The 21,730-nt window shown below is 68.9% G+C and carries 20 protein-coding genes; 13 read left to right on the forward strand and 7 right to left on the reverse strand.

The features are described 5' to 3' along the window. Positions 1–39 precede the first annotated feature (39 nt). Positions 40–303: a hypothetical protein gene (locus ACQ66R_RS04900; RefSeq protein WP_430419751.1), complete on the reverse strand. Its 264-nt coding sequence runs from the start codon at positions 301–303 to the stop codon at positions 40–42. A gap of 119 nt (positions 304–422) precedes the next feature. Here ACQ66R_RS04900 and ACQ66R_RS04905 point away from each other — a divergent pair, with 119 nt between their 5' ends. From ACQ66R_RS04905 to ACQ66R_RS04935, 7 genes are all read left to right on the forward strand, one after another. Then, positions 423–1,469 carry a hypothetical protein gene (locus tag ACQ66R_RS04905; protein ID WP_430419753.1) on the forward strand — a complete coding sequence of 349 codons (1,047 nt, stop codon included), beginning with the start codon at positions 423–425 and terminating at the stop codon, positions 1,467–1,469. Then, positions 1,361–2,083 carry a M20/M25/M40 family metallo-hydrolase gene (locus tag ACQ66R_RS04910; protein WP_430426208.1) on the forward strand — a complete coding sequence of 241 codons (723 nt, stop codon included), beginning with the start codon at positions 1,361–1,363 and terminating at the stop codon, positions 2,081–2,083. The genes ACQ66R_RS04905 and ACQ66R_RS04910 overlap by 109 nt, the downstream gene beginning before the upstream one ends. A 105-nt stretch (positions 2,084–2,188) precedes the next feature. After that, entirely contained in the window at positions 2,189–3,844 is a 1,656-nt protein-coding gene (locus tag ACQ66R_RS04915; RefSeq protein ID WP_430419755.1) for an ATP-binding protein, read from the forward strand. Between the two features lie 82 nt (positions 3,845–3,926). Beyond that, on the forward strand, positions 3,927–4,313 hold the full coding sequence (locus tag ACQ66R_RS04920; protein WP_430419757.1) for a hypothetical protein: 387 nt from the start codon (positions 3,927–3,929) through the stop codon (positions 4,311–4,313). A 275-nt stretch (positions 4,314–4,588) separates the two neighbouring features. Next, positions 4,589–5,968 (forward strand): sensor histidine kinase, encoded by a 1,380-nt coding sequence (locus ACQ66R_RS04925; RefSeq protein ID WP_430419759.1) that lies wholly within the window; start codon positions 4,589–4,591, stop codon positions 5,966–5,968. Between the two features lie 120 nt (positions 5,969–6,088). Next, entirely contained in the window at positions 6,089–7,231 is a 1,143-nt protein-coding gene (locus ACQ66R_RS04930) for a helix-turn-helix transcriptional regulator (protein WP_430419760.1), read from the forward strand. Positions 7,232–7,787: 556 nt separating this feature from the next. Then, positions 7,788–8,216 carry a response regulator gene (locus ACQ66R_RS04935; protein ID WP_430419762.1) on the forward strand — a complete coding sequence of 143 codons (429 nt, stop codon included), beginning with the start codon at positions 7,788–7,790 and terminating at the stop codon, positions 8,214–8,216. Here the strand turns inward: ACQ66R_RS04935 and ACQ66R_RS04940 are convergent, their stop codons facing one another. After that, positions 8,217–9,548, reverse strand: coding sequence for a dicarboxylate/amino acid:cation symporter (locus tag ACQ66R_RS04940; RefSeq protein ID WP_430419764.1), 1,332 nt, complete (start codon positions 9,546–9,548; stop codon positions 8,217–8,219). Positions 9,549–9,708: 160 nt separating this feature from the next. Here ACQ66R_RS04940 and ACQ66R_RS04945 point away from each other — a divergent pair, with 160 nt between their 5' ends. The 3 genes from ACQ66R_RS04945 to ACQ66R_RS04955 all read left to right on the forward strand — a co-directional run bounded on the left by ACQ66R_RS04945 (position 9,709) and on the right by ACQ66R_RS04955 (position 12,713). After that, complete coding sequence (locus ACQ66R_RS04945) at positions 9,709–10,308, forward strand: PEPxxWA-CTERM sorting domain-containing protein (protein WP_430419765.1); 600 nt, start codon at positions 9,709–9,711, stop codon at positions 10,306–10,308. A gap of 144 nt (positions 10,309–10,452) precedes the next feature. After that, positions 10,453–11,697, forward strand: coding sequence for a serine hydrolase domain-containing protein (locus tag ACQ66R_RS04950; RefSeq protein WP_430419767.1), 1,245 nt, complete (start codon positions 10,453–10,455; stop codon positions 11,695–11,697). Between the two features lie 2 nt (positions 11,698–11,699). Then, the gene (locus tag ACQ66R_RS04955; protein WP_430419768.1) at positions 11,700–12,713 is read left to right on the forward strand and encodes a hypothetical protein; all 1,014 of its coding nucleotides are present in this window, start codon (positions 11,700–11,702) and stop codon (positions 12,711–12,713) included. A gap of 31 nt (positions 12,714–12,744) precedes the next feature. Here ACQ66R_RS04955 and ACQ66R_RS04960 read toward each other — a convergent pair whose 3' ends face one another. Both ACQ66R_RS04960 and ACQ66R_RS04965 read right to left on the reverse strand, forming a co-directional pair. Further along, on the reverse strand, positions 12,745–13,362 hold the full coding sequence (locus ACQ66R_RS04960; protein ID WP_430419770.1) for a GDYXXLXY domain-containing protein: 618 nt from the start codon (positions 13,360–13,362) through the stop codon (positions 12,745–12,747). Beyond that, complete coding sequence (locus tag ACQ66R_RS04965) at positions 13,359–14,420, reverse strand: DUF2157 domain-containing protein (RefSeq protein WP_430419771.1); 1,062 nt, start codon at positions 14,418–14,420, stop codon at positions 13,359–13,361. The genes ACQ66R_RS04960 and ACQ66R_RS04965 overlap by 4 nt, the downstream gene beginning before the upstream one ends. A gap of 319 nt (positions 14,421–14,739) precedes the next feature. Here ACQ66R_RS04965 and ACQ66R_RS04970 point away from each other — a divergent pair, with 319 nt between their 5' ends. Next, positions 14,740–17,325 carry a TonB-dependent receptor gene (locus tag ACQ66R_RS04970; protein WP_430419773.1) on the forward strand — a complete coding sequence of 862 codons (2,586 nt, stop codon included), beginning with the start codon at positions 14,740–14,742 and terminating at the stop codon, positions 17,323–17,325. Positions 17,326–17,540: 215 nt separating this feature from the next. Further along, positions 17,541–18,416 (forward strand): intradiol ring-cleavage dioxygenase, encoded by an 876-nt coding sequence (locus ACQ66R_RS04975; RefSeq protein WP_430419775.1) that lies wholly within the window; start codon positions 17,541–17,543, stop codon positions 18,414–18,416. 9 nt (positions 18,417–18,425) lie between these two features. On the opposite strand, the gene ACQ66R_RS04980 is transcribed toward ACQ66R_RS04975, so the two are convergent. The 3 genes from ACQ66R_RS04980 to ACQ66R_RS04990 form a co-directional block, all read right to left on the reverse strand. Next, complete coding sequence (locus tag ACQ66R_RS04980) at positions 18,426–18,776, reverse strand: hypothetical protein (protein ID WP_430419777.1); 351 nt, start codon at positions 18,774–18,776, stop codon at positions 18,426–18,428. Then, entirely contained in the window at positions 18,773–19,147 is a 375-nt protein-coding gene (locus ACQ66R_RS04985) for a hypothetical protein (protein ID WP_430419779.1), read from the reverse strand. The genes ACQ66R_RS04980 and ACQ66R_RS04985 overlap by 4 nt, the downstream gene beginning before the upstream one ends. Positions 19,148–19,448: 301 nt before the next feature. Next, positions 19,449–20,312, reverse strand: coding sequence for an SPOR domain-containing protein (locus ACQ66R_RS04990; protein ID WP_430419780.1), 864 nt, complete (start codon positions 20,310–20,312; stop codon positions 19,449–19,451). A 293-nt stretch (positions 20,313–20,605) separates the two neighbouring features. On the opposite strand from ACQ66R_RS04990, the gene ACQ66R_RS04995 reads away from it, so the two are divergent. Then, on the forward strand, positions 20,606–21,724 hold the full coding sequence (locus tag ACQ66R_RS04995; protein WP_430419782.1) for a hypothetical protein: 1,119 nt from the start codon (positions 20,606–20,608) through the stop codon (positions 21,722–21,724). Positions 21,725–21,730: the final 6 nt, after the last annotated feature.

The raw sequence follows: 21,730 nt of genomic DNA on the forward strand, positions 1-21,730 counted from the left end.
AACGTCGGCCGCCCGACATAGCGGCCCGAAATTGCGGCGCTAGCGGCGGCTGCGCCGATGCATCAGGGCCGCGCCGATCGCGACGCCGACGGCGAGGCCGATCGCGCCCATCGCCAGGGCTTCGCGGTCCATCGCCGCCTGGAGCCCGCGGCGGGCCGAGCGGCTGAGGCGCCGCATCCGGCTCAGCGGGTTTTCGTCATAGCCTTCGTAGATCTCGAACGGGCCCGCCAACCCTTCGGGCTTCACGTGCCGGCCGAAACCGTCGCCGGTCAGTTTGCGCGTCGCGTCGTCGAAGATTCCCATCGGTCGCACCCTAACTCTCCGGTGCATGTGCCTCGCGGCGACAGCCCCTGCAAGCCTTAGACGTCAGCCACCGCGTCAAACCCGAGGCGGCCAACCTCGATACACACTATACGAGAAATATGACGCGTCCCTTTATCGCTCCAGTCCTCTCCCTGCTGATCTTTGGCGCCGGCGCCGCGCAGGCCCAGACGATCTCCGCGCAGCGGTTGTCCGACATCACCCGCGAGCTCGCATCCGAGCCCTATGCCGGGCGGGGTCCCGGCGGTCCCGGCGAGCCCCGCGCCATCGACTTCATCGTCAGTCAGTTCCAGGCGCTGGGTCTGAAGCCGGCCGGCGACAAGGGCGGCTGGACCCAGGAGGTGCCGCTACGCCGCTACCAGACTGAGCCCGGCGGCGCGTTCACCCTGACCGTCAACGGCAAGGCCACGGCGCTCGCGACCCAGAAGGACCTGCGCATCGAGACCCTGCGGCCGGTCGAGCGCGTCGCGATCCGCGCCGCCCCGATGGTGTTCGTGGGCTATGGCGTCACCGCGCCCGAGCGCGGCTGGGACGATTTCAAGGGCGTGGACCTCAAGGGCAAGATCGCCGTCGTCCTGATCAACGACCCCGACTTCGAGGCGACCTCGCTCGATCCGGTGGCGGGCAAATTTGGGGGCAAGGCCGCCACCTTCTACGCCCGCTGGGTCTACAAGTACGAGGAGGCCGCCCGTCGAGGCGCGCTGGGCATGCTGATCGTCCACGAGACGGCCGGCGCGGCCTACGGCTGGAATACGGTGGTGGCGCCCAACGGCGAGAGCTACGACGTGGTCCGCAAGAATCCCGCCAAGGACAAGCTGCTGCTGCAGGGCTGGATCCAGCGCGACCTCACGGTCCAGCTGTTCAAGGACGCCGGCCTCGACTTCGAAGCCGAGAAGGCCCGCGCCCGGACCGCAGCGTTCACGCCCGTCGCGCTCAAGGGCGCCACGTTCTCGGCCAACTACCGCAACACCGTCACCGAATTGAAGAGCCAGAACGTCCTGGCCGCCCTGCCCGGCGCACGACGCATCCCGACGAGACCATCCTCTACACGGCCCACTGGGATGCCTACGGCGTCGATCCCGCTGATCCGACCGGCAAGACGATCCGCCCGGGCGCCGTCGATGACGCGGTGGGCGTCGCCGGCGTGATCGAGACCGCACGCGCCTTCAAGGCCGGCCCGGCGCCCGACCGCACCATTCTCTTCGCGGCCTGGACCGCGGAGGAGCGCGGCCTTCTGGGCAGCGAGTACTACGCCCAGCAGGCCGAGGCGTCGCTCTCGAAGATGGTCGCCAACTACACCTACGACGTCCTGCAGACCGCGGGTCCGGCGAAGGACGTGGTGCTGGTGGGCTCGGGCCAGAACGAACTGGAGGCCCATCTGGCCGGCGTCGCCGCCCGCCATGGCCGCACGATCACCCCCGACCCGCGGCCCGAACGCGCGCTCTTCTACCGCGCCGACCACTTCTCGGTCGCCAAGCGCGGCGTGCCGACGGTGCTCTTCATGGGCATGAGCGGCGGCGCCGACCTCGTCTCGGGCGGCAGGGCCGCCGGCGACAGGTGGGTCGAGGACTACACCGCGCGCTGCTATCACCAGACCTGCGACGTCTGGGCCGCCGACCAGAACTACCAGGGCGCGGCCGACGACGTGACCTTGGCGTTCGAGGCGGGGCGCGACCTCGCCAACTCCACAGCCTGGCCCGACTGGAACGCCTCGTCCGAGTTCAAGCCTGTCCGCGCCGCGAGCGCGGCACAGCGCCGCTAGGGACGCCAACGTTACAGTTTGTCGCAGGGCGCCCCGTGGCGGGTTGATCCCCGCTCGACAGGCTGATTTGTTCCCCGCCCGGATCCGCCAGGTTGTAGTGGGGTCATGAGCGCCGACCAGATTGTCTCGGTCGCCGATCGACCGGCATCCGGCTCCGTGCGGGCCCGGATCGCCGGCCCGCTCATCGTGGCGGCGGCGGTGCTGGCTGCGGCCCTCCTGGGCATCGCGCTGCGTCCGGTCGGCCTCCTCAGCGCCTTCTGGCCTGCCAACGCCGTGCTGCTGGGGCTCATGGTCCGTTGGCCACGGCTGGCGACGCCCGCCGGTTGGCTCGCCGCGCTGGTCGCCTACGTCGTGGCCGACATCGCGACCGGCACCGCGCTCGTCCGGACCCTGGCCCTGACGGGCATCAACCTTTCCGGCGTGATCGTGGGCTTCCTGCTGCTGTCGCGCCTGCAGCCGGACGACGTGACGCTGAGGCGGCCCACGTCGGTGATCTCGGTCATCGTGATCATGGCGCTGGCGTCGATCGCGGTCGGGATCGCCGGGGCTGCGGCGCACCCCTTCCTGTTCCATGGGAAGGCCTCGCCTGGCGTCTTCTTCTTCTGGGGGGCCACCGAGCTCGCCAACTACATGATCATTCTGCCGCTGATCCTGACCGCGCCCCAGCGGCTGCGGCCGTCAGCCTGGCCCAGGCGCCTCGCGCGCGTGCGCCCCGCCGAGGCGGCGCCCCTGCTGGCCTATCTGCTGAGCCTGACGGTCACCCCCCTGATGGGCGGCCCCGGCGCGCTGGCGTTCGCCGTGCCAACCCTGCTCTGGTGCGCGCTCACCTACGGTCGCGCCGGCGCGGCGATCCTGAACCTCACCTTCGCGGTCTGGACGCTGGTGGTGATCGGGAGCAATCCGCAGGCGTTCGGTCTATCCCTCGATACGCCGATGTCGATGCTGTCTCTGCGCCTGGGCGTGATGCTGGTGGCCCTGGGTCCGATCATGGTGGCCAGCGTCATGGCCGCCCGCGACGCGCTGCTCCAAGACGCCACCCACGCCCGCAAGGCGGCCGAGGATGCGATGGCCGCCCGCTCGCTGCTTCTGGCGACCATGACCCATGAGCTGCGCTCGCCGCTGACCTCGGTCGTGGGGTTCTCCAGCCTGATGTCCAAGCAGGCGCATGGCCCGCTGGGGAACCCGAAGTACGTCGACTATGCTCAGTCCATCGAACTGGCCGGCTCGCACCTCTCCGATCTGGTCACCGACCTTCTCGACACCGCGCGCCTCGAGGCGGGCCGCATGGAGCTGATCCCGGCGCGCATCCCCAGCGGCGAGGTCGTCGAGCAGGCCCTGCGCCTGGTCCGGGGGCTGGCCTTGGAGTCGGGCATCACCGTCGCGTCCACCCCGGGCCCCTGGCCCGAAGTCTGGGCCGACCCCCGCGCGGTCAAGCAGGTGCTGATCAACCTGGTCTCGAACGGCATCAAGTTCTCGGGCCCCGACAGCGCCGTCACCGTGTCGGGCGAGATCGCGGGCGATCGGCTCGTCATCCACGTGGCGGACCAGGGTCGCGGCATCTCGCCGGCCGATCTTCCGATGGTGGGACGCGCCTACGCCCAGGCCGGTGACGCCGAGAGCCGCCGCCGCGGCACGGGCCTCGGCCTGTCGCTCTCCGCCGAGCTGGTCCAGCAGCACGGCGGCGCGCTGCAGCTGGACTCGACGGTCGGCGTCGGCACCCGCGTGACGTTCGACCTCCCCCTCGCGCCGCCGCAGGCTTAGGCCAAGGGCTCCGGCTGACATCCGCGTTCAGGCACGGTTCATGGCGCCCGCGCTTCAACTGGCCTCCGATCAGGAGGCACATATGCGCAAGATCCTCACCTCGAGCATGGCCGGCGTCATCGCGGCGGGCGCAGTCCTGGCGACCGCCGGCCCGGCCTTCGCCGACCGTCGCCACCATCGCCACCACCGCGGTGGCGGGGACGACGAAGTCGCAGCCGCCATCCTGGGCGGCGTGGCGGGCCTCGCCCTGGGCGCGGCGCTGTCCAGCGGCGGCGGGCGGCGCGACCGCGGCGGCTACGACTATGACAACGGCTACCGCTACGATCCGCGATACGACCGGTACTCGGGCGGCTACGGCTATAATGACCGGCCGTACCGCTATCGGGAGCGCACGTGCATCACACGAGAGCGCGTCTACGATCCCTACATCGGCCGTCGCGTGACGATCGAGCGCCGCTACCCCTGCTAGGCCGCTGATCTCGATCCGCGTAGAGCCCACCGCCACGACCTCCGGGCGGCGGGCGCTCCGGCGGCGGCCGGCGGCAAAACACTAGCTTGATCATCGGGCTAGCCTCGCGCTCGCGAATAGGTCGCAGGATCACCGCTCGCTACTCCCCGCGACCCACGCTACGCTGCCGCGCAACTGGGGCATCGCTTTCCGGGGCTTGTGGGCTGTCACCGCCAGAGGATCTGAAGGCTGAGAATGCGCGGCTCGCCGCCCGGGTCGCAGAGCTCGAGGCGCAGATGGGTCGTGCGCCGATTGACCGGGCCAGTCTCTATCGGATGACCGATGCGGCGCCCTGGGGGGCGCTGGTGGTGAATGCGGAGGGCGCTCTCGACTACGCCAATCCCGCTTTCCAGCGCTGGCTGCTGAAGCCCGCGCCCGCCACGGGCGAGACGGCCGAGAGCGTCGTCCACCCCGCGCTGATGGACGTTCTGCGCGAGCCCCTGGCCAAGGCCCTGCAGGGCGAGCAGATCATCTTCGAACTCACACTGGACGACCGGGCCGGAGAGGTTCGCCACGTCCGCATCCAGGTCGCGCCCCGCGCCGCCGGCAACATGGGCGTCACCGGCGCCGTCGTTAGCCTCTATGACCTGACGGACGCCCAGGCGCTGGACCGCGTCGCGCGCGCCAACGAGGAACAGCTGGCGCGGGTCAACTCTGTCACGCCCAGCGCCAACTACCTTTTCGACTTCGAGACCGGATCTTCCATCTGGGTAGGCGGCAACACGGAGGCGGTCTACGGGCACACGGTCCAGGAGCTGATCGCGGGCGGCGGCGATCTCGTTCGCAGCCTGATCCACCCGGACGACTTCCACCATGTGGCCCGCCGTCTCGCCTATCTGGCCAAGCGCCCCGACGGCGACGTGTCGGAGTTCGAACTGCGCGTGCTGCGCCCTGATGGGACCTACCGCTGGATCCTGGACCGCGCCGTCGTCTTCGAGCGCAACGCCGAGGGCCGCATCATCAAGACGTTGTCGGCGGCCATCGACATCGACGAGCGCAAGCGGGCCGAAGAGCGCCGAACCCTGCTGATCAACGAGCTGAACCACCGGGTGAAGAACACCCTGGCCGCCGTGCAGTCCATCGCCCGCCAGACCCTGCGTAGCGAGCGCGATCCCGCCGAGATGAGCGAGGTCTTCACCGCCCGCCTCGTCTCGCTCTCGGCCGCCCACGACATCCTGACCCGCGAGAACTGGGAAGGCGCCGGCGTGCGCGAGATCGTCCAGGTGGGGCTGGCGCCCTTCGACGAGACCCGCATCACCGCCTCAGGTCCCGAGGTGCGCGTGACGGCTCGCGCCGCCATCGCGCTGTCGATGGCGCTGCACGAACTGGCCACCAACGCCACCAAGTACGGCGCGCTGTCGGGCGACGCCGGCAGGGTCGCCTTGACGTGGCGGACGCGCCGCAAGGACGACCGGGTGCTGTTCGAACTGGAATGGCGCGAAACCGGGGGGCCGCCCGTCGTGGCGCCCAAGCGCCGCGGCTTCGGCTCGCGCCTGTTGTCCCAGGGCGTCCGCGTCGACCTCGACGGTGTCGCCGAACTGCTGTTCGAGCCGCAGGGCGTGATCTGCCGGATCACCGCGCCCCTGGAGACGCCGCCCCGGCCCGACCAGGTCTGACCAGGCCACGGCATAGTCCGTTTGGATGACGGCTTAATCCAAATGGATGATGCCGCGCTCGCGGGTGCGGCTAAGCTGGGCGGATCAACCGCGGAAGAGCGGCCGACAGGAGTCCAAAGCGTGGGCGCGAACCTGGAGTCCGAGGAAGACCTGATCCAGCGGATCTACGCGTCCGCCTACGATCCCAACCTCTGGGTTGACGTTATGGAGCGTCTCTCGGAGTCGGTCGGAGGTCTCCGCGGCTGCCTGACGCGCATCGACATGTCCACCGGCGCCGGGGTCGAGGCGATCCTCTACCGCTCCGATCCCGCGTGGGTCGACGCCTACGCCCAGCACTTCGGCGCGCTGAACATCTTCAAGTCCGATGACGCGAATCCGGGCGTGGCCCTGACGTTGAGCCAGCGGATCCAGACCGACGAGGACTGCCTCGACCGCGACGCCTACCACGCGTCCGAATACTACAACGATTTCATGCGCCCCCAGGACGTCGACCGCGCTCTGTTCATCCGGCTGGGCGCCGAAGGATCGGTGGCCAGCACCATCAACATCGGTCGCCGGACCGGTGACGCCTTCGAGTCCGACGATCTGGCTCTGGCTGGACGGCTGCAGCCGCACATGGTGCGGGCCTACGCCATCGGCCGGCGGCTGGCCGGCCCGCTCGGCGTGGTCCGAAGCCTGTCAGACGCGCTCCACAACTCAGCGCATCCGCTGTTTCTCGTGGACGCCGCATGCACGCTGATCTTCGCCAACCGCGCCGCCGAGAATATCCTGCGGGGACGGCTCGGGCTGACCGTCCTGAACGGGCGTCTGACGCCCCATGACGGCGACGCCGCACGACGTTTTGAGCGGCTGGTGGGGCTGGCCGCCCATCGCGACGCCGCGCGCACCGGGGGGTCCATGAGCGTGCCGCGCAGCGACGGCGGAGCGGCGCTGGCGCTGCGGACGGCGCCCCTGCCTCTGGACGAGGGCGCCGTCTTCCGAGCCACGGCGCCCGTCCTGGTGAGCGTGACCGACCTGGAGTCGCCGGTCGATGCGCCCGACAGCGAGCTGCGCGACCTGTTCGGGCTCACCGCCGCCGAGGTTCGCCTGGCCGCCGCCATTTTCGAAGGCCTGACGCTGGCCGAGGCGGCCGAGAAGTTCGGGCTCAGCGTCAACACCGTGCGCTTCCAGCTGGCCAGGATTTTCGACAAGACGGGCGTCTCCCGTCAGGCCGAGCTGGTGAAACTGATGATGCGCCTCGCCAGCGCGCCGGCCCCGCGGTGAGACCGGCGACAGCTCGGGTCGGCAGCGCGAGATGTCAGGCCACGGCGACCCTTGGGCGCGAACGCAGGGCCGCACCCGCGGCGGCGAAATCCCCGACAGGCGAGTGACCGCCGCTTGACAGTCGTGAATCCAGTATTTACTAAACTCCAGACAACTGGATTTACGAGACCTCGTCACCCGGACCGAAGGCCGGCGGCCGCCCCAGCCCCCGACCTTTTCCGCGACCCATCCCTCCCCCCGAGTGCGGTGGTCCGGGTGGCGAGCCCCAGCATCCTGCAGAGGTCCGCATGCGCGTCCGTTACGCCATCCGATGGTCAAGGCTTCCGGAGACAATGGCGCTGTGCGCCTCGGCGGTCGCGATCATCATGGCCGCATCGGGCCTGATCTGAGGCGGGTGCGCACGACGCCGCCGGCCCGGCGGCTAAGGCATTCCCGGCCAATCGCCGTGGTAAACCCGGATTCAGCACATCCGATAGCCTTACCTTAAACTCCGGGGCCCAGTTTCATGGCGTTGTCGGGCGCTTTCCCCCTGAGCGCCGCCCCTCGGAGCCAGCCCGTGTCCCACCCGGGTGACAGCGGCAGGAGCCTCAAGGTCCTGCACGTCGATGACGATCCGATGAACCTGCGCGTCGTGCAGGAGATCCTGGGCGCCTTCGGGCACCAGGCGGTGATGGCGTGCAGCGGCAAGGACGCCCTGGATCGCCTGGCCGTCGAGACGTTCGACCTCATGCTGCTGGACATCCACATGCCGGGCATGACCGGCATCGAGGTCATCGAGCGGCTCCGCGAGTCTCCCGGACCCGAACGCACCACCCCGGTCATCGCGCTGACCGCCGACGTCTATTCCCGTCGGCCGGCCGAGTATGTGGCCCTGGGTTTCAACGACTTCGTCTCCAAGCCCATCCTGGTGTCGGGCCTCATGGCGACCATCAAGCGGTGCGTCGGCCACGCCTCGATCACGCCCCAGGCGCTCAAGACCGCCTGATCAGTCCGCGTCGGCCTCGATCGGTCGCGCCGCCAGCTCGCCGGGCTTGGCGTTCAGCACCGCCGCGAGCTTCTCGCGATCCAGCTGCCCTTCCCAGCGCGCCACCACCAGGCTGGCCACGGCGTTGCCGATGAAGTTGGTCAGCGCCCGGCACTCGCTCATGAAGCGGTCGATCCCCAGGATCAGCGTCATCCCTGCCAGGGGCACCGTCGGCACAACCTGCAGCGTCGCGGCCAGGGTGATGAACCCGGCCCCCGTGACGCCGGCCGCCCCCTTCGAGCTCAGCATCGCCACGCCCAGCAGCAGCAGCTGGTCCTCCAGCGACAGCTCGATCCGCATCGCCTGGGCGATGAAGAGCGCCGCCAGCGTCATGTAGATGTTCGTGCCGTCCAGGTTGAACGAGTAGCCGGTGGGCACCACCATCCCCACGACCGACTTGGACGCGCCCGCCCGCTCCATCTTCTCCAGCAGCGAGGGCAGCGCGGCCTCGGACGACGATGTGCCCAGGACGAGCAGCAGCTCCTCCTTCAGGTAGCGGATCAGCTTCAGGATCGAAAAGCCGTTAAGCGCCGCGATAGCGCCCAGCACCACCAACACGAACAGGATCGAGGTGATGTAGAAGGTCGCCACCAGCCCGGCGAGGCTCACCACCGAGGCGATGCCGTACTTGCCGATGGTGAAGGCGAAGGCCCCGAACGCCCCGATCGGCGCGGCGCGCATGAAGATCGCCACCAGCTTGAAGAAGGCCTGGGCCGTCGCGTCCAGCACGGTCAGCACCGGCTGGCCCTTCTCGCCGATCATCGCCAGGGCGATGCCGAACGGGATCGCGAAGAACAGCACCTGCAGGATGTTGCCGTCGGCGAACGCGCCCACGACCGAGGTCGGGATCACATCCATCAGGAAGCCGACGATAGTCAGGTCGTGGGCCTTGTCCGCGTAGCCGGTGACCTTGGTCACATCCAGCGACGCCGGATCGACCGCCTTCATCGCCCAGCCGGGATGCACCGTGTTGGCCACGATCAGCCCGACGATCAGGGCGAAGCTCGACACCGTGATGAAGTAGGCGAACGCCTTCACGGCCGTCCCGCCGGCCTTCCCCAGGTCGCGCATGCCGGCGATGCCGGTGACGACCGTCAGGAAGATCACCGGGGCGATGATCATCTTCACCAGCTTGATGAAGGCGTCGCCCAGCGGCTTGAGCGCCTCCCCGGTCTGTGGCCAGACGTGGCCGATGAGGGCGCCCAGGGCGATCGCGGCAAGAACCTGCACGTAGAGCTGCGTCCACAGCGGGCGCTTCCCCACCGCCGCTTCGACCGTCCTGACGCCCGCCACGCGATTCCCCCAGCGATTGTTCGAGGCCGACCGTATCAACCGGCTTGAGGTCGCTCCAGCCGCGAAACTTTTTTCGGGCCCACGCTGAACCGTCTTCCGGTGGCGCGGCGCCTAAGCCCTTTGAGCGGCCCGCGATGTGCTGGGGCGCAGGAGGGTGCAGATGTCAAAAATCTTCTGGTCATCGATGGCCGCCGCCCTGGCGATCACCGGGGCCGCCGACGCCGCCGCCGTGCTGGGGGCGAAGACAATCCGCGTGACGAACGCGAACGGGGACTGGTTGCAGGTTGGCGAGGTCCAGGCGTTGCAGGATCTAACGGGCATCAATGTCGCCCTCGCCACCAACGGCGCCACCGCCACTGGCAGCGGCAACTACGACACCCCGGCCAACCCGAGCAACGCCATCGATGGCGTGGCCCCCGTCGGCTATCCGCACATCTATCACGCGGACAGTCCGGGCTTCGGGGAGTTCCTCGAGATCAGCCTGGCGGCCACCTACAATCTCTCCAGCCTGACGATCTTCGGCCGCGCCGACATCTTCGGGGAGCGCGACATCTACAACGTCGAGATCTTCAACGCCTCGGGCGCCTCGATCTTCACCGGAACGCTCGACAACCGAGCGCTGGCCGGTGGCGGCAACACGCTGGCTTTCGGAACGGCCGGTCCCGGCGTTCCTGAGCCCACCACCTGGGCGATGATGATCCTGGGCCTGGGCGGCGTGGGCGCGATACTGCGCCGTCGAAACGCGCACCTGCCAGCCTGACCGCGGGCCACGACGCAGGCCGCCGTGCGCCCGCGCGCGGGCGGCCTGCAACATACCCGCAATACGAAAGAGCCAACGTCCCCCCGACGGGCTAGGGTCCGTTCGTAGAGTCCGCTTCACGGACCGGGTATTGGGGAGAATGCGATGTTGGATCGTCGGGGCCTATTGGCCGGCGTTGCAGGGGCCGCGGGCTTCGCCGCCGCGCCCGCCTGGGCCAAGATCGCCGTGCAACCGCCGGCTTCGGCCGGTTTTTCGGCCGCAGGCGTCGCCGCGCTGAACACCGAGATGCATGCGCTGGTCGATCAGCAGAAGCTGGCCGGCGTGGTTACCCTGCTGGCCCGCAAGGGCAAGGTCGTGAACCTCGACGCCTACGGCAAGCAGGACGCCTCGGGGCCCGCGCCGATGACCACCGACTCGATCTTCCGCATCGCCTCGATGACCAAGCCGATCACCGGCGTGGCGATGATGCAGCTCTACGAGCAGGGCAAGTGGAAGCTGGACGACCCGGTCTCGAAGTTCGTGCCCCAGTTCGCCGGCCTCAAGGTCAAGACCCCGGCGGGCGACGTGGATCAGGCCAGCCCGATGACGATGGCCCAGCTGATGAGCCACACCGCCGGCTTCGGCGTGAGCTCGGTCTACGAGGGCGCCAACCTCTCCGAGACCGACCTGCAGGGCATGATCGACAAGCTGGCCAAGCTGCCGCTGGTCAGCCAGCCGGGCACCGACTGGGCCTATGGCCCCGTCGTGAACATCCAGGGCTATATCGTTGAAAAAATGTCGGGAATGGACCTCGCCGACTACTTCCAGAAGCACATCTTCACGCCGCTGAAGATGCCCGACACCCAGTTCTGGGTCGATCCGGCCAAGGTCGACCGCCTCGTGGCCGTGCACAACTATGTGGACGGCAAGATCGCCCGCATGCCTGGAGAGATGCGCCGCGCCACCGCCAAGCCGCGCTTCCTCGCAGGCTCGGGCGGCCTCTACTCGACCGCCCCCGACTACTTCCGCTTCTGCCAGGCCCTGCTGAACGGCGGCGAGCTGGACGGCGCCCGGGTTCTCAGATCCGAGACCGTCAAGCTGATGCGCAAGTCTGTCCTCCGGCCCGGCGTCGGCATCGACCTCTACGGCCCCGTCCAGAAGGGCCTGGGCTTCGGCATGGACTTCGCTGTCCACGAGCGCCCGGCCGAGAGCGGCCTGCCCCACGGCCAGGACAGCTACTGGTGGGGCGGCGCGTTCGGCACCTGGTTCTGGATCGACCCCACCAACGACATCGTCTTCGTCGGCATGATCCAGAACATCGACGGCTCGATCCCCGGCCGCGGCACGCCGGCCGTCCGCGACATCTCTCCCAAGGCGGTCTACGCCGCCCTCACCGACAAGAAGGCCTGAGTATGCGCACCCTCTTCCTGGCCGGTCTCCTCGCGGCCACCGCGTTCACGGCCACGGCGGCCGACTATAAGGCCCCCCGCAACGCCTTCGGCCAGCCCGATCTCGAGGGCGTCTGGTCCAACGCCTCGCTGACCAGCCTGGAGCGTGGGCCGCAGTTCAAGACGCTGACCATCACCGAGCAGCAGGCCAAGGCGATGGAGAGCGGCCGCGCTCGCATGATGGAGGCCCAGTCCCGCCCCACCGATCCGAATGCGCCGGCGCCCAAGGCGGGCCAGGATCCCGGGGGCTACAACGCCTTCTGGACCGATCCCGGCACCCGCATGGGGCGCATCAAGGGCGAGGTTCGCACGTCGTGGCTGATCGACCCGGCCGACGGCCGGCTCCCGTATAAGCCCGAGGGCTACAAGCTCTACCAGGACACCCTGAACAAGGCCCGCAACACCTTCGACGGCCCCGAGGCCCGCCCCCTGGGCGAGCGCTGCATCCTGGGCTTCGGCTCCACCGCCGGCCCGCCGATGATGAACGTCCTCTACAACAACCACTACCAGCTGCAGCAGGCCAAGGATCACGTCGTGATCGTGGTGGAGATGAACCACGACGCCCGCATCATCCGCCTCGCCGACAAGACCCGGTCGCCCCGCCACATCCGCAACTGGATGGGCGAAAGCATCGGCCGGTGGGAAGGCGACACCCTGGTCGTCGAGACCACCGGCTTCAATCCGGGCGAATCCCTCCGGCCCTACTTCGGCGCCAGCCTGTTCCTGTCGCCCGACGCCAAGGTCACCGAGCGCTTTACTCGCGTGTCCGCCGACCAGATCCTCTACGCCTTCGAAGTGGACGACCCCACGGTCTACAAGCAGGTCTGGAAAGCCGAGATGCCCCTGAACGCCGCCAAGGGCCCGGTCTACGAATACGCCTGCCACGAGGGCAACTACTCCCTCCCCGGCATCCTCGCCGGCGCCCGCAAGGCCGAAGCCGAAGGCCGCAAGCCCGACGCCGTGGACCTGGCGGAGTAGCGCTGGAACCCCAGGCGCGGACCCAGGTCGTTCAGAACCAGCTGAGGTCGACGCGCTTGCGGCCGACGATCACGCCTTTGACCCGGGCGCGGCCGTCGCGCCCGATCGACAGGATCGCGTAGCCCGGCGCGCCGCCCGGCGACACGCGCCTGAGTTCGGCTTCCATCGCCTCGGCGTCCGACTGGTCCAGGTGGATCCGGTCGACCCCGAGATCGAGCTGCACCGATTGGACCATCGGCGTGGTCTCGGCGGGCCGCCCGGGAGTCTCGGTCGTGGTGCTGGTCCCCAGGCAGGTCAGCGTGCCGCGGACGGCGATCGGCGCCAGGCGCAGGGCGCCTGCCCGCGTCTGGGCCGCCCCGGCCGGAACGTGGTGATCCCCTTCCGCCCGCAAGGCCACCCACCCCTTCGGTTGCAGGGTGACGCCGTCCGCGCCTGGCGGGCATTTTGCGCCGTCGGGGAACGTCTGCGCCAGGTTGAAACGGACGAAATGCCCCTGGAGCAGCGAACGCGGATCGTAGCCGGCCAACGCCAGCCGCACCTCCTGGCCCTGCTCGCGCGCCACGTTCTCGCGGACCACCAGGCCGACGAGGCCGCCCGCCAGCAGCAGCACCGCCGCCACGATCCGCACAGGCGGTGACGGCAACCTCACGCCGCCGTCCTCCGGCGCAGCACGAACGCCACGCCCAGGGCGACCAGCGCCGAACCCGCGAACACCGCCGCCGATGTCATCAGCCCGACGCCCAGATTGAACAGCAGGCTCGCGCCCGCCGCAAAGACGGCCACGACGCCCGCCGACGTCACCCCGCCGTGCCTGTCGTGCCGTCCGATCGCGATGGCGGCCGAGGCGACGGCCAGCCAGGCCACCGAGTGCGCGACGCCGCGAAGGCTGTCATCGAAGCCGGCCGCGCCGAACCAAAGCAGCGCCCCCCATGCGAACCAGCCATAGAGCACGCCGGCGACGCCCTCGAACCGCTCGCGAAGCTGGCGCGCGCCCAGCGCCGCAACGGCCAGGATCGCCGCGGCGGCCATGAACAGGATCTCAGATTGGTCGCGCATCAACGGGTCGAAGGTCAGCGGCGCGACCAGGGCGGCCAGCCCCGCGGCGTGCGCCAGGGCCGGGGAGCGCCACGCCAGCGCCGCCGCGGCGCCCACGGGAGCCGCCACCACAAGCCAGCCGCTCCAGGCCGCGTCACGGCCGAAGACCCGGTCGTCGAGGAAGTCGCCGATCGTGAACATCCCCAGCGCCACGACGCCGGCCCAGGGCGATCGGCCCGCCAGAGCCAGGATCACGGCCGCAACGCCTGCGGTTCGCAACGCCGCCTGCGGATCGCCCGCGATGTCGAAGATCTGCCCCGTCAGGCCGATGGCGGCGGCGAAGATCAGGGCTGCGACGCTCAGCAGGGCCTGGGCGGCGATGGGACGCCCCCGCGCGCTGGCCCAGGCCGCCCCGCCACCCGCCGCGCCGAACGCCGCCAGGATCAGCCCGAACCGCGCCAGCCGGGGGATGACGCCCCAGTTGGCGGCGATGAAGGCGATCACCGCCACGCCGGCCATCAGGGCGCCGATGATCGCGAGCGCCGTCGCCGCGTCCAACCGGCGTCCCTCGCCGACGCCCTGCAGGATCGCGGCGCGGTTCTCGGCGGGAACCAGCCCGCGGGCGATCCAGCCGTCCAGGTCCTGTTCCAGCCGCCGCCGATAGCTCGCCATCTGTCCTCCGGCCCCAGACTGCCCCGCCGGCGCGACGGACGCCATACCGCCTCCTGAAGAAGTCGTCCGCCCCTGTACGCCGTAAACCACTTATCCGGCGCATTCGACGGACCGTGGCTTCAATTCCGCGTCGGGCCGAATTCGGTTTCCGAAGGCTCCCCCGCTTATTGACGTGGGGTCCGCCATGCCGGACATTCGAAATCAAGCGCCGTCTATGAGCGCTGTTCAAACGGGCTTGGGGGAATACGTCCAGATGGTATCCAGAAAGAGCATTCTGCTGTCTTGCGTCTTTGCGCTAACAGCGTTCTCCAGCGAGGCCTTGGCTCAGGCCACGGAAATCGAAGAGCTGGTGGTCACCGCCGAAAAGCGCGAGCAGTCCCTCCAGGACGTGCCCGTCGCCATCTCGGCCTTCACCGACGAGCGCCGCGAACTGGTCGGCATCAACTCGGTCCAGGACCTGACGAACTTCACGCCGGGCCTGGCCTACTCCACCAACAACGACCGCGCGTCCCTGCGCGGCATCGGCCGCTTCTCGAACAACCGCTCCACCGAGGGCGGCGTGGCCATGTACAACGACGGCTTCTACACCTCCTCGGTGACGGCCTTCGCCCAGTCGACCCTGTTCCTGGAGCGTACGGAAGTTCTGCGCGGTCCGCAGGGCACGCTCTACGGCAAGAACGCCATCGGCGGCGCGCTCAACATCGTGTCCAAGCGGCCCACCGACGACTTCTACGCCGAGACCCGCGCCAGCTACGGCAACTACGACTCCAAGACGCTGGAAGGCGCCATCTCGGGCCCGCTGTTCGGCGGCGTCCGCGGCCGCCTCGCCGGCTCGTGGGGCCATAACGGCAAGGGGGTCTTCGAGAACCTCAACCCCAACACGCCCGATGAGGGCAACCGCGGCGCCGTCTGGACCGTCGAAGGCCAGCTCGACGGCGACTTCGCCGACGGCAAGGTCGAATGGTGGCTGAAGCACTCCACCACCGAGTGGCACACCCTGGGCCGCGGCCCCGGCGGCCGCACCACCGCCGCCTACGGCAACCGCGTCACCGACGTGGCGCTTCAGGCGCCGCTGACGCCGAACGCGGCCAACTTCGGGATCGGCTCGAACCTGCTGCCCGGCAACACCTGCCAGTTCTGCTACAACACCGACGACGGCAACTTCATCAATCTCGAGAGCACCACCACGACGCTCGAGGTCGTCTTCCACGCCGACAACTTCGACGTGAAGTACATCACCGGCCAGACCTACTACGACTATCGCCTGCAGACCGACCTGGACGGCACGTCGCGCCAGGCGCCGTTCTTCCTGCCGCTGCAGAACCCGCTGGCCCCGACGACGACGGTCAACGCTCTCTACTTCCCGAGGCAACACAACCAGTACCAGGAAGAGGTCTGGTGGTTCTCGAACGAGCTGAACATCTCCTCGACCCACGAGGGGCCGGTCCAGTGGCTGTTCGGCGTCTATCAGTTCCGCGAAGGCTCGAACTATCGCCTGTCTGACGCGCGCTTCCCTGATGACGCGCGGTTCGAGACGCCGGTCCTGTTCAGCGCGACCAACCCGCTGTCCACCGCGGCCGCCGCGCCGAACCCGCTCCGCCGCTACGCGGTGGGCGAATCCGAGAACAAGAACGAGTCCTTCGCCGGCTTCGGCCAGGTCGACTGGCAGGTCAACGACGCGTTCAAGGTCACGGCTGGCCTGCGCTACACCCACGATGAGAAGACGTCGTTCGAAGGCGCACGCCTGTTCTGCCTCTACACCGCGTCGTGCCCGGTCAGCCGAGTCAACGGCCGACCGGTGGACATCACCGCCGCCGCCGCCCCCGGCTTCACCACCGTCAACGGGGTGCAGGTCACCGACGCGGCCGTCGTCGGCGGCGTGGCGGGCATCTACACCGACGCCACGACGGGCCTGCGCCATCGCCTTCTGAACTACGACTGGAGCGCGGTGACCGGCACCTTCGGCGTCGACTGGAAGCCCGATGCCGACACCCTGGTCTACGGCAAGTACTCGCGGGGCTATAAGGCTGGCGGTTTCGACTCGGGAACGACGACGCTCCAGACCTTCGTCACCACCGAGAAGGAAACCATCGACGCCTTCGAAGTCGGCCTGAAGAAGACCTTCGGCGGCCGCTTCCAGCTGAACGCGTCGGCGTTCTACTACGACTACCAGGACATCCAGATCCCGCTGTCGTTCTTCAACGAGGTCGTCGGCGCGAACCAGACCCGGTTCGTGAACGTGCCCAAGGCCGAGAACTTCGGCCTGGAGCTGGAGACCACCTGGCAGCCGATCGACGGCCTGCAGATCCTGGCCAACTACTCCTACCTGAACGCCAAGATCAAAGAGGGCGTGTTCTCGCCGGACCCGGATGATCCGCTGGCCCTCCAGCCCGGCGCCAAGATCGCGCCGGCCTCGGCTCAGGCCGCCAACGCCTGCATCCCCGGCCGCTCGCCGACGGGCACGGGCGCCAACGCCTGTTCGCTGCTGGTGAACGTCAACCAGGACATCTCGGGCTCGCGCCTGCCGTCCTCGACGCCGCATCGGTTCACGATCAACGCGAACTACACCTGGACGTTCGACCCCGGCAGCCTGTCGGTGTCGACCAGCTATGTGTGGCGGGATTCGACCTACTATTCGGTCTTCAACACCTACTACAACCGGGCCAAGTCCTACGGCACGACCGACTTCCGGATGGTGTTCCGCGAAAAGGACGACAAGTTCGCGGTCATCGGCTCGATCAAGAACGTGTTCGACCAGCGCGGTTCGGCCGGGGTCTCGGGCGGCCGGATCAGCAACAACGCAGTGGGCAACAACGTGAACCACCCGCTGTTCAATCGGGTGAACCAGACGGTCTCCTACATCCTGCCCCGGACCTACAACGTGGAGGTCCAGTACCGCTTCTGATCGGCAGCCGAGAGCCTGTCCGGTCCAGATGGGACCATCTGAACCGGAGGAACAGGCTCGATCTTCTTGAGTTCCATCGTGCGAACGGCCCGGGAGCGATCCCGGGCCGCTTTCGTTTCAGCGCCCGGCACGGCGCCGACACCTCGCTGCAATACGCCCGCCTATCCGTGGTCACATAGTGCAGTTCTTACGAAACACTGTGACGGGATCACTGCATGCACGACGACCACGACCGCGGGCTCATCTTCGACCTTCAGATGATGCGACGCCGGCAGCTGCTGGGCCTGATGGCGGCCGGCGGCGGCGCCCTGATGTTGCAGGGCTGCGGCGGGTCAGGCGAAAGCGGCGCGACCACCGCCGCCTCCAGTACGACCACGACGACGACCACCACCACCACAGGCACGGGCACGACCGGCACGGGCACGACCGGGTCGACCGCCTGCGCCAGCACCCCCACCGAGACCAATGGCCCCTATCCGGCCGACGGCTCGAACATGGCCAACGGCGTCCTCTCCAACATCCTGAACACCTCGGGCGTGCTGCGCAGCGACATCCGCACCAGCTTCGCCGGCCTCTCGGGCACGGCCGCCGGCGTGCCTCTGACCCTGACCATCAACCTGGTGAACGTGAACAGCGCATGCGCCGCGCTGGCCGACTACGCCATCTACATCTGGCATGCCGATGCGCTGGGCCAGTACTCGATCTACGACCTGCCCCAGCAGAACTACCTGCGCGGCGTCCAGACGACCAACGCCAACGGCCAGGCCACCTTCACGACCATCTTCCCCGGCTGTTACGCCGGCCGCTACCCGCACATCCACTTCGAGGTGTTCCGCAGCCTCGCCACCGCCACGGCCTATGCGAACCGCAGCCTGGTTTCGCAGTTCGCGATGCCCGTGGCGGCCTGCCAGGCGGTCTATGCGGCCGGGGGCTACGGCCAGAGCGCGCAGCGTTACGCCCAGACCAGCACCGCCAGCGACAATGTCTTCGGCGACAACACCTCCGCCCAGATCGCCGCCATGACCCCGGCCCTCACCGGCGACCCCACGGCCGGCTACACCGGCTCGGTGACGGTGGGACTGGCGGTCTAGTCTCGTCGCCTAGCGACAGTTCTGGACGACGCGCTCCAGATCCTCCAGCCGCTGCTGACGCAGGATCCGGCCGGCCGCCATCAGCTGGTAGCGGTCGGCGGCGCCCGGCGAAGACCGCAGCGCCGCATCCGTGTCAGGGTACCGCGGCGGCGGCGGCAGGTTGCGCGGCACGCAGCTCCTCTGCGGCGGCGGCGGCGCAGGCCTCGACGGCATGACCAGGATCGGCGGCGGAGGCGGCGGCGCGACCTGAGCGGGCGCCGGCGGCGCCGGGGCGGTCTTGGGCTTGGGCGTGGTCTGGCAGGCGGTCAACGCCAGGGCGGCCGCCACGACCAGGAGAGGCGCTCTCGCAGACGCGCTCATGGCTTCAGGTTCGACAGCACCGCCCGGTCGGCGCTCTCCATGCGGGCGCAGGCGTCGATGCCCTCGGGCTGGGAGGCCAGTAGGGCGGCGGCGCGCGCCTTGTCGGGGGTCGCCTCGCGCCTCGCGAACTCGGCCTCCATGGCCTCGCGCTCCTGGTCGGCCCGGTGGCAGGCCGCAAGTTCGGCGCGCAGGCCCGACTGCGCGCGATCGGACGCACGCGACAGTTCCGCGATGCGGTTCTCATAGGCGGCCCGCTCGGCCTGCCAAAGGCTGCCCGACACCGCCAGCGCCACGGCCAGGGCGATCGAGACCGCCATGCCGATGGGCCCCATCCAGGGGTTCATCAGGAAGTGTCGTAGCCCTGCCAGCATGCTCCCTCCGGGCGACTCCGATCGCCCACACGGTTGCAGTAAAAGGCGCCGCTGTGGCCATTTCGCGGCCGCAGCAATCGCCTCGGCGACCATCTTCGCCAGATACGCGTCCGACGCGCACCGTGATACAACTAAAAGGGGAAAAACCTAGGCCGTTCTCATCTGGAGTGGCGCCTGGCCTCGAACCTGCCCGGTTCAGATGCAATCAGCTGAACCGGATGAACAGGCTCGATCTCTTTGATTTCGAGCGCGTTTCGGGGCGAAACCGGCGTCCACTCTCCCCAAAGCGCTCTGGGCCACGCTATCGGCTCGCCATCCGCACGAAGCAGCCCTTGCCCGCCGCCTTCAGGCCCGCGCAGAAGCCGTTGGCGTCGGCCGCGTCGGAGAAGCCGCCCACCACGGCGCGGTACCAGGTGCGACCGCCGACGTCGGCCTTCTCGACCCAGGCCGCTCGGCCGCCCAGCTTGCCGTCGAGCGACTTCAGAAGGCCGCGGGCGTCGGCGTCCGACGGCGTGGCCCCAATCTGAGCCACCAGCCCGCCGGCCTTCCGCGGAGCAGCGGCGATCTTCGGCTCGGGATTGCGGGGGGGCGGCGCTTCGCCCTTCCCAGCCGGCGCGTCGGCCTTGGGGGTCGACGGCGTCGAAGCCGTTTCCGTCGCGACCTTCAGGGTCTTGCCGCCGAACGGGCCCTTGAAGTCGGCATCGCACGCGGCGCGCCAGGCATTGTCCAGCGCCGTGCCCCGCTCGGGCGCCCGCCACTCGGTCTCGGCCGGGCGCAGCTGCCGTCGTTCGCCCAGCAGGTTGCGCTGCGGATAGCCCGTGGTCTCGCCCAGACGCACGCGATGGCCGTCACAGTCGGCGCTCAGGGACACGTGCCATGAGAGCGCGCCGGTCCGCGCATAGGTGTCCGCGCTCAGCGCCTCGGCCCGCACCACCACCCGGGGCCCCTGCGCCGCGGTCGCCGGGAAGGTCGAGACCACCGACGTCAGCGCCTGCGGCGTCACCGCCACCACCCGCTCGGGCGCAATGTCGGTTTCGCGCTGCAGCCACGCCAGCAGAGCCTCGCGGTCCAGCGAAAGGGGGAACGCCGGGGTGTCCTGCGCCATGGCCCCGCCAGCCGCCGCCAGCCACCCGGCCACAGCGGCCACGATGGCTTTCCCCCGCATCTTCATCGTCTCAGAATCCCCTGCACGAAAACTCCGGAACCCTGTTCGGGAAGCTCGTGCAACGCAAGGGCGTGGCGGGTCGAACGCGGTTCCGTCAACTGGCCGACCAGGGCGTGCAAAAGGCCCCAACAGACCCAATTTGAGTAAGCGAACCTGGCCAAATGGCCACCAGAGCGCGCGCAGACCCCGAATCGCGAGCTTTGATTAATGGAGTTTACAGACGCCACAGTTGAGTGTCGTTCGCGTCGCTGGTGATCCCTCCCCGGACCGCCAACGACGCTGGGGATAGGGCCTTGGGCAAGGGAACCGATCGCACATATCGCAGCTTGCGCGGTCTGGAGAAGACCGCGTCGACCAGTCGCGTCCTGAACCTGGCCGCCCTCGCAACGCGCAACGCCGGCAATCCCGAGCACGAAAAGAGCCCGTTCTTCATCGCGCAGAGCCTGAACGGGGCCGTCATCGTGCGCCACCGCCTGCGAGAGTCTGAGCGCGAGGCGTTCGATCGCGTCCGTTACACCGCCACCAAGCTCATCATCCCGTTCGAGCGCTCGGACCTCGGGCTGGGCGGCCGCTCGCTGTTCGTGGCCGAGACGGGCTGGCTCGACATCTTCGAGGAACTGCGCGGCGACTACCCCGACTTCGGCCGCGATGTGGCGGTGCTCGAGGCCATCGACGAACTCCCCTCTCTGGACCCGTTCCTGCTGCGCGAGCACATGAAGCGCAGGGCCTTCGATATCAGCCCGACCCACTTCGAGATCTCGGCCCCCGACCTGGCCAAGATGCAGCGCTTCGTGGGCTCCGAGATCGCCAAGCTGATCGAGCTGGCCTACCGCGACACTGACGGCCAGGAGGCCAACATCGCCCGCTTGGTCGAGGCCCTGCTGTCGGCCCAGACCGACGCGCGCCTCGAACCGCTGCGTCTGACGCTCCGTCTCGAGCGGGAGAACTACAAGGAGGGGATCTTCGCGTGGAAAGGCTTCCTCTACTATAAGTGGGTCCTGAACACGCTCTGGGGCAACCTGCGCGACGTCTTCGCGGAACTGGGCCGCGTGCGGGTGGTCGGCCCGATCGACTCCGAGACCGCCCAGGAGCTGGAGCAGCTCAAGCACCGCCTGCGCCAGAAGATGGAGCGTCAGGTCAAGTCCGTGATGAACCACCTCAATGTCTATGACGAGGTGTTCAACCAGCTGACCATGGAGGGCAACGCGCTGGCCTTCCGCGACTTCCTCCTGAAGTCTCCGGAAATGTTCCTGTCGCTCGGCGACGGCTGCGGCCTCGTCAGCCACATCGCGACCTACTGGCGCTACCAGTTCCCGCGCGGCAAGCCGCTGGCCGCGCACGCGATCCAGCTCATGGACACCCTCCAGGACTTCGAGATGAGCCTGGGCACCGACCTGCACGAGATGGCCTAGCGCCCG

The sequence above is a fragment of the Phenylobacterium sp. genome, assembly GCF_965284355.1.
Lineage (GTDB): Bacteria > Pseudomonadota > Alphaproteobacteria > Caulobacterales > Caulobacteraceae > Phenylobacterium.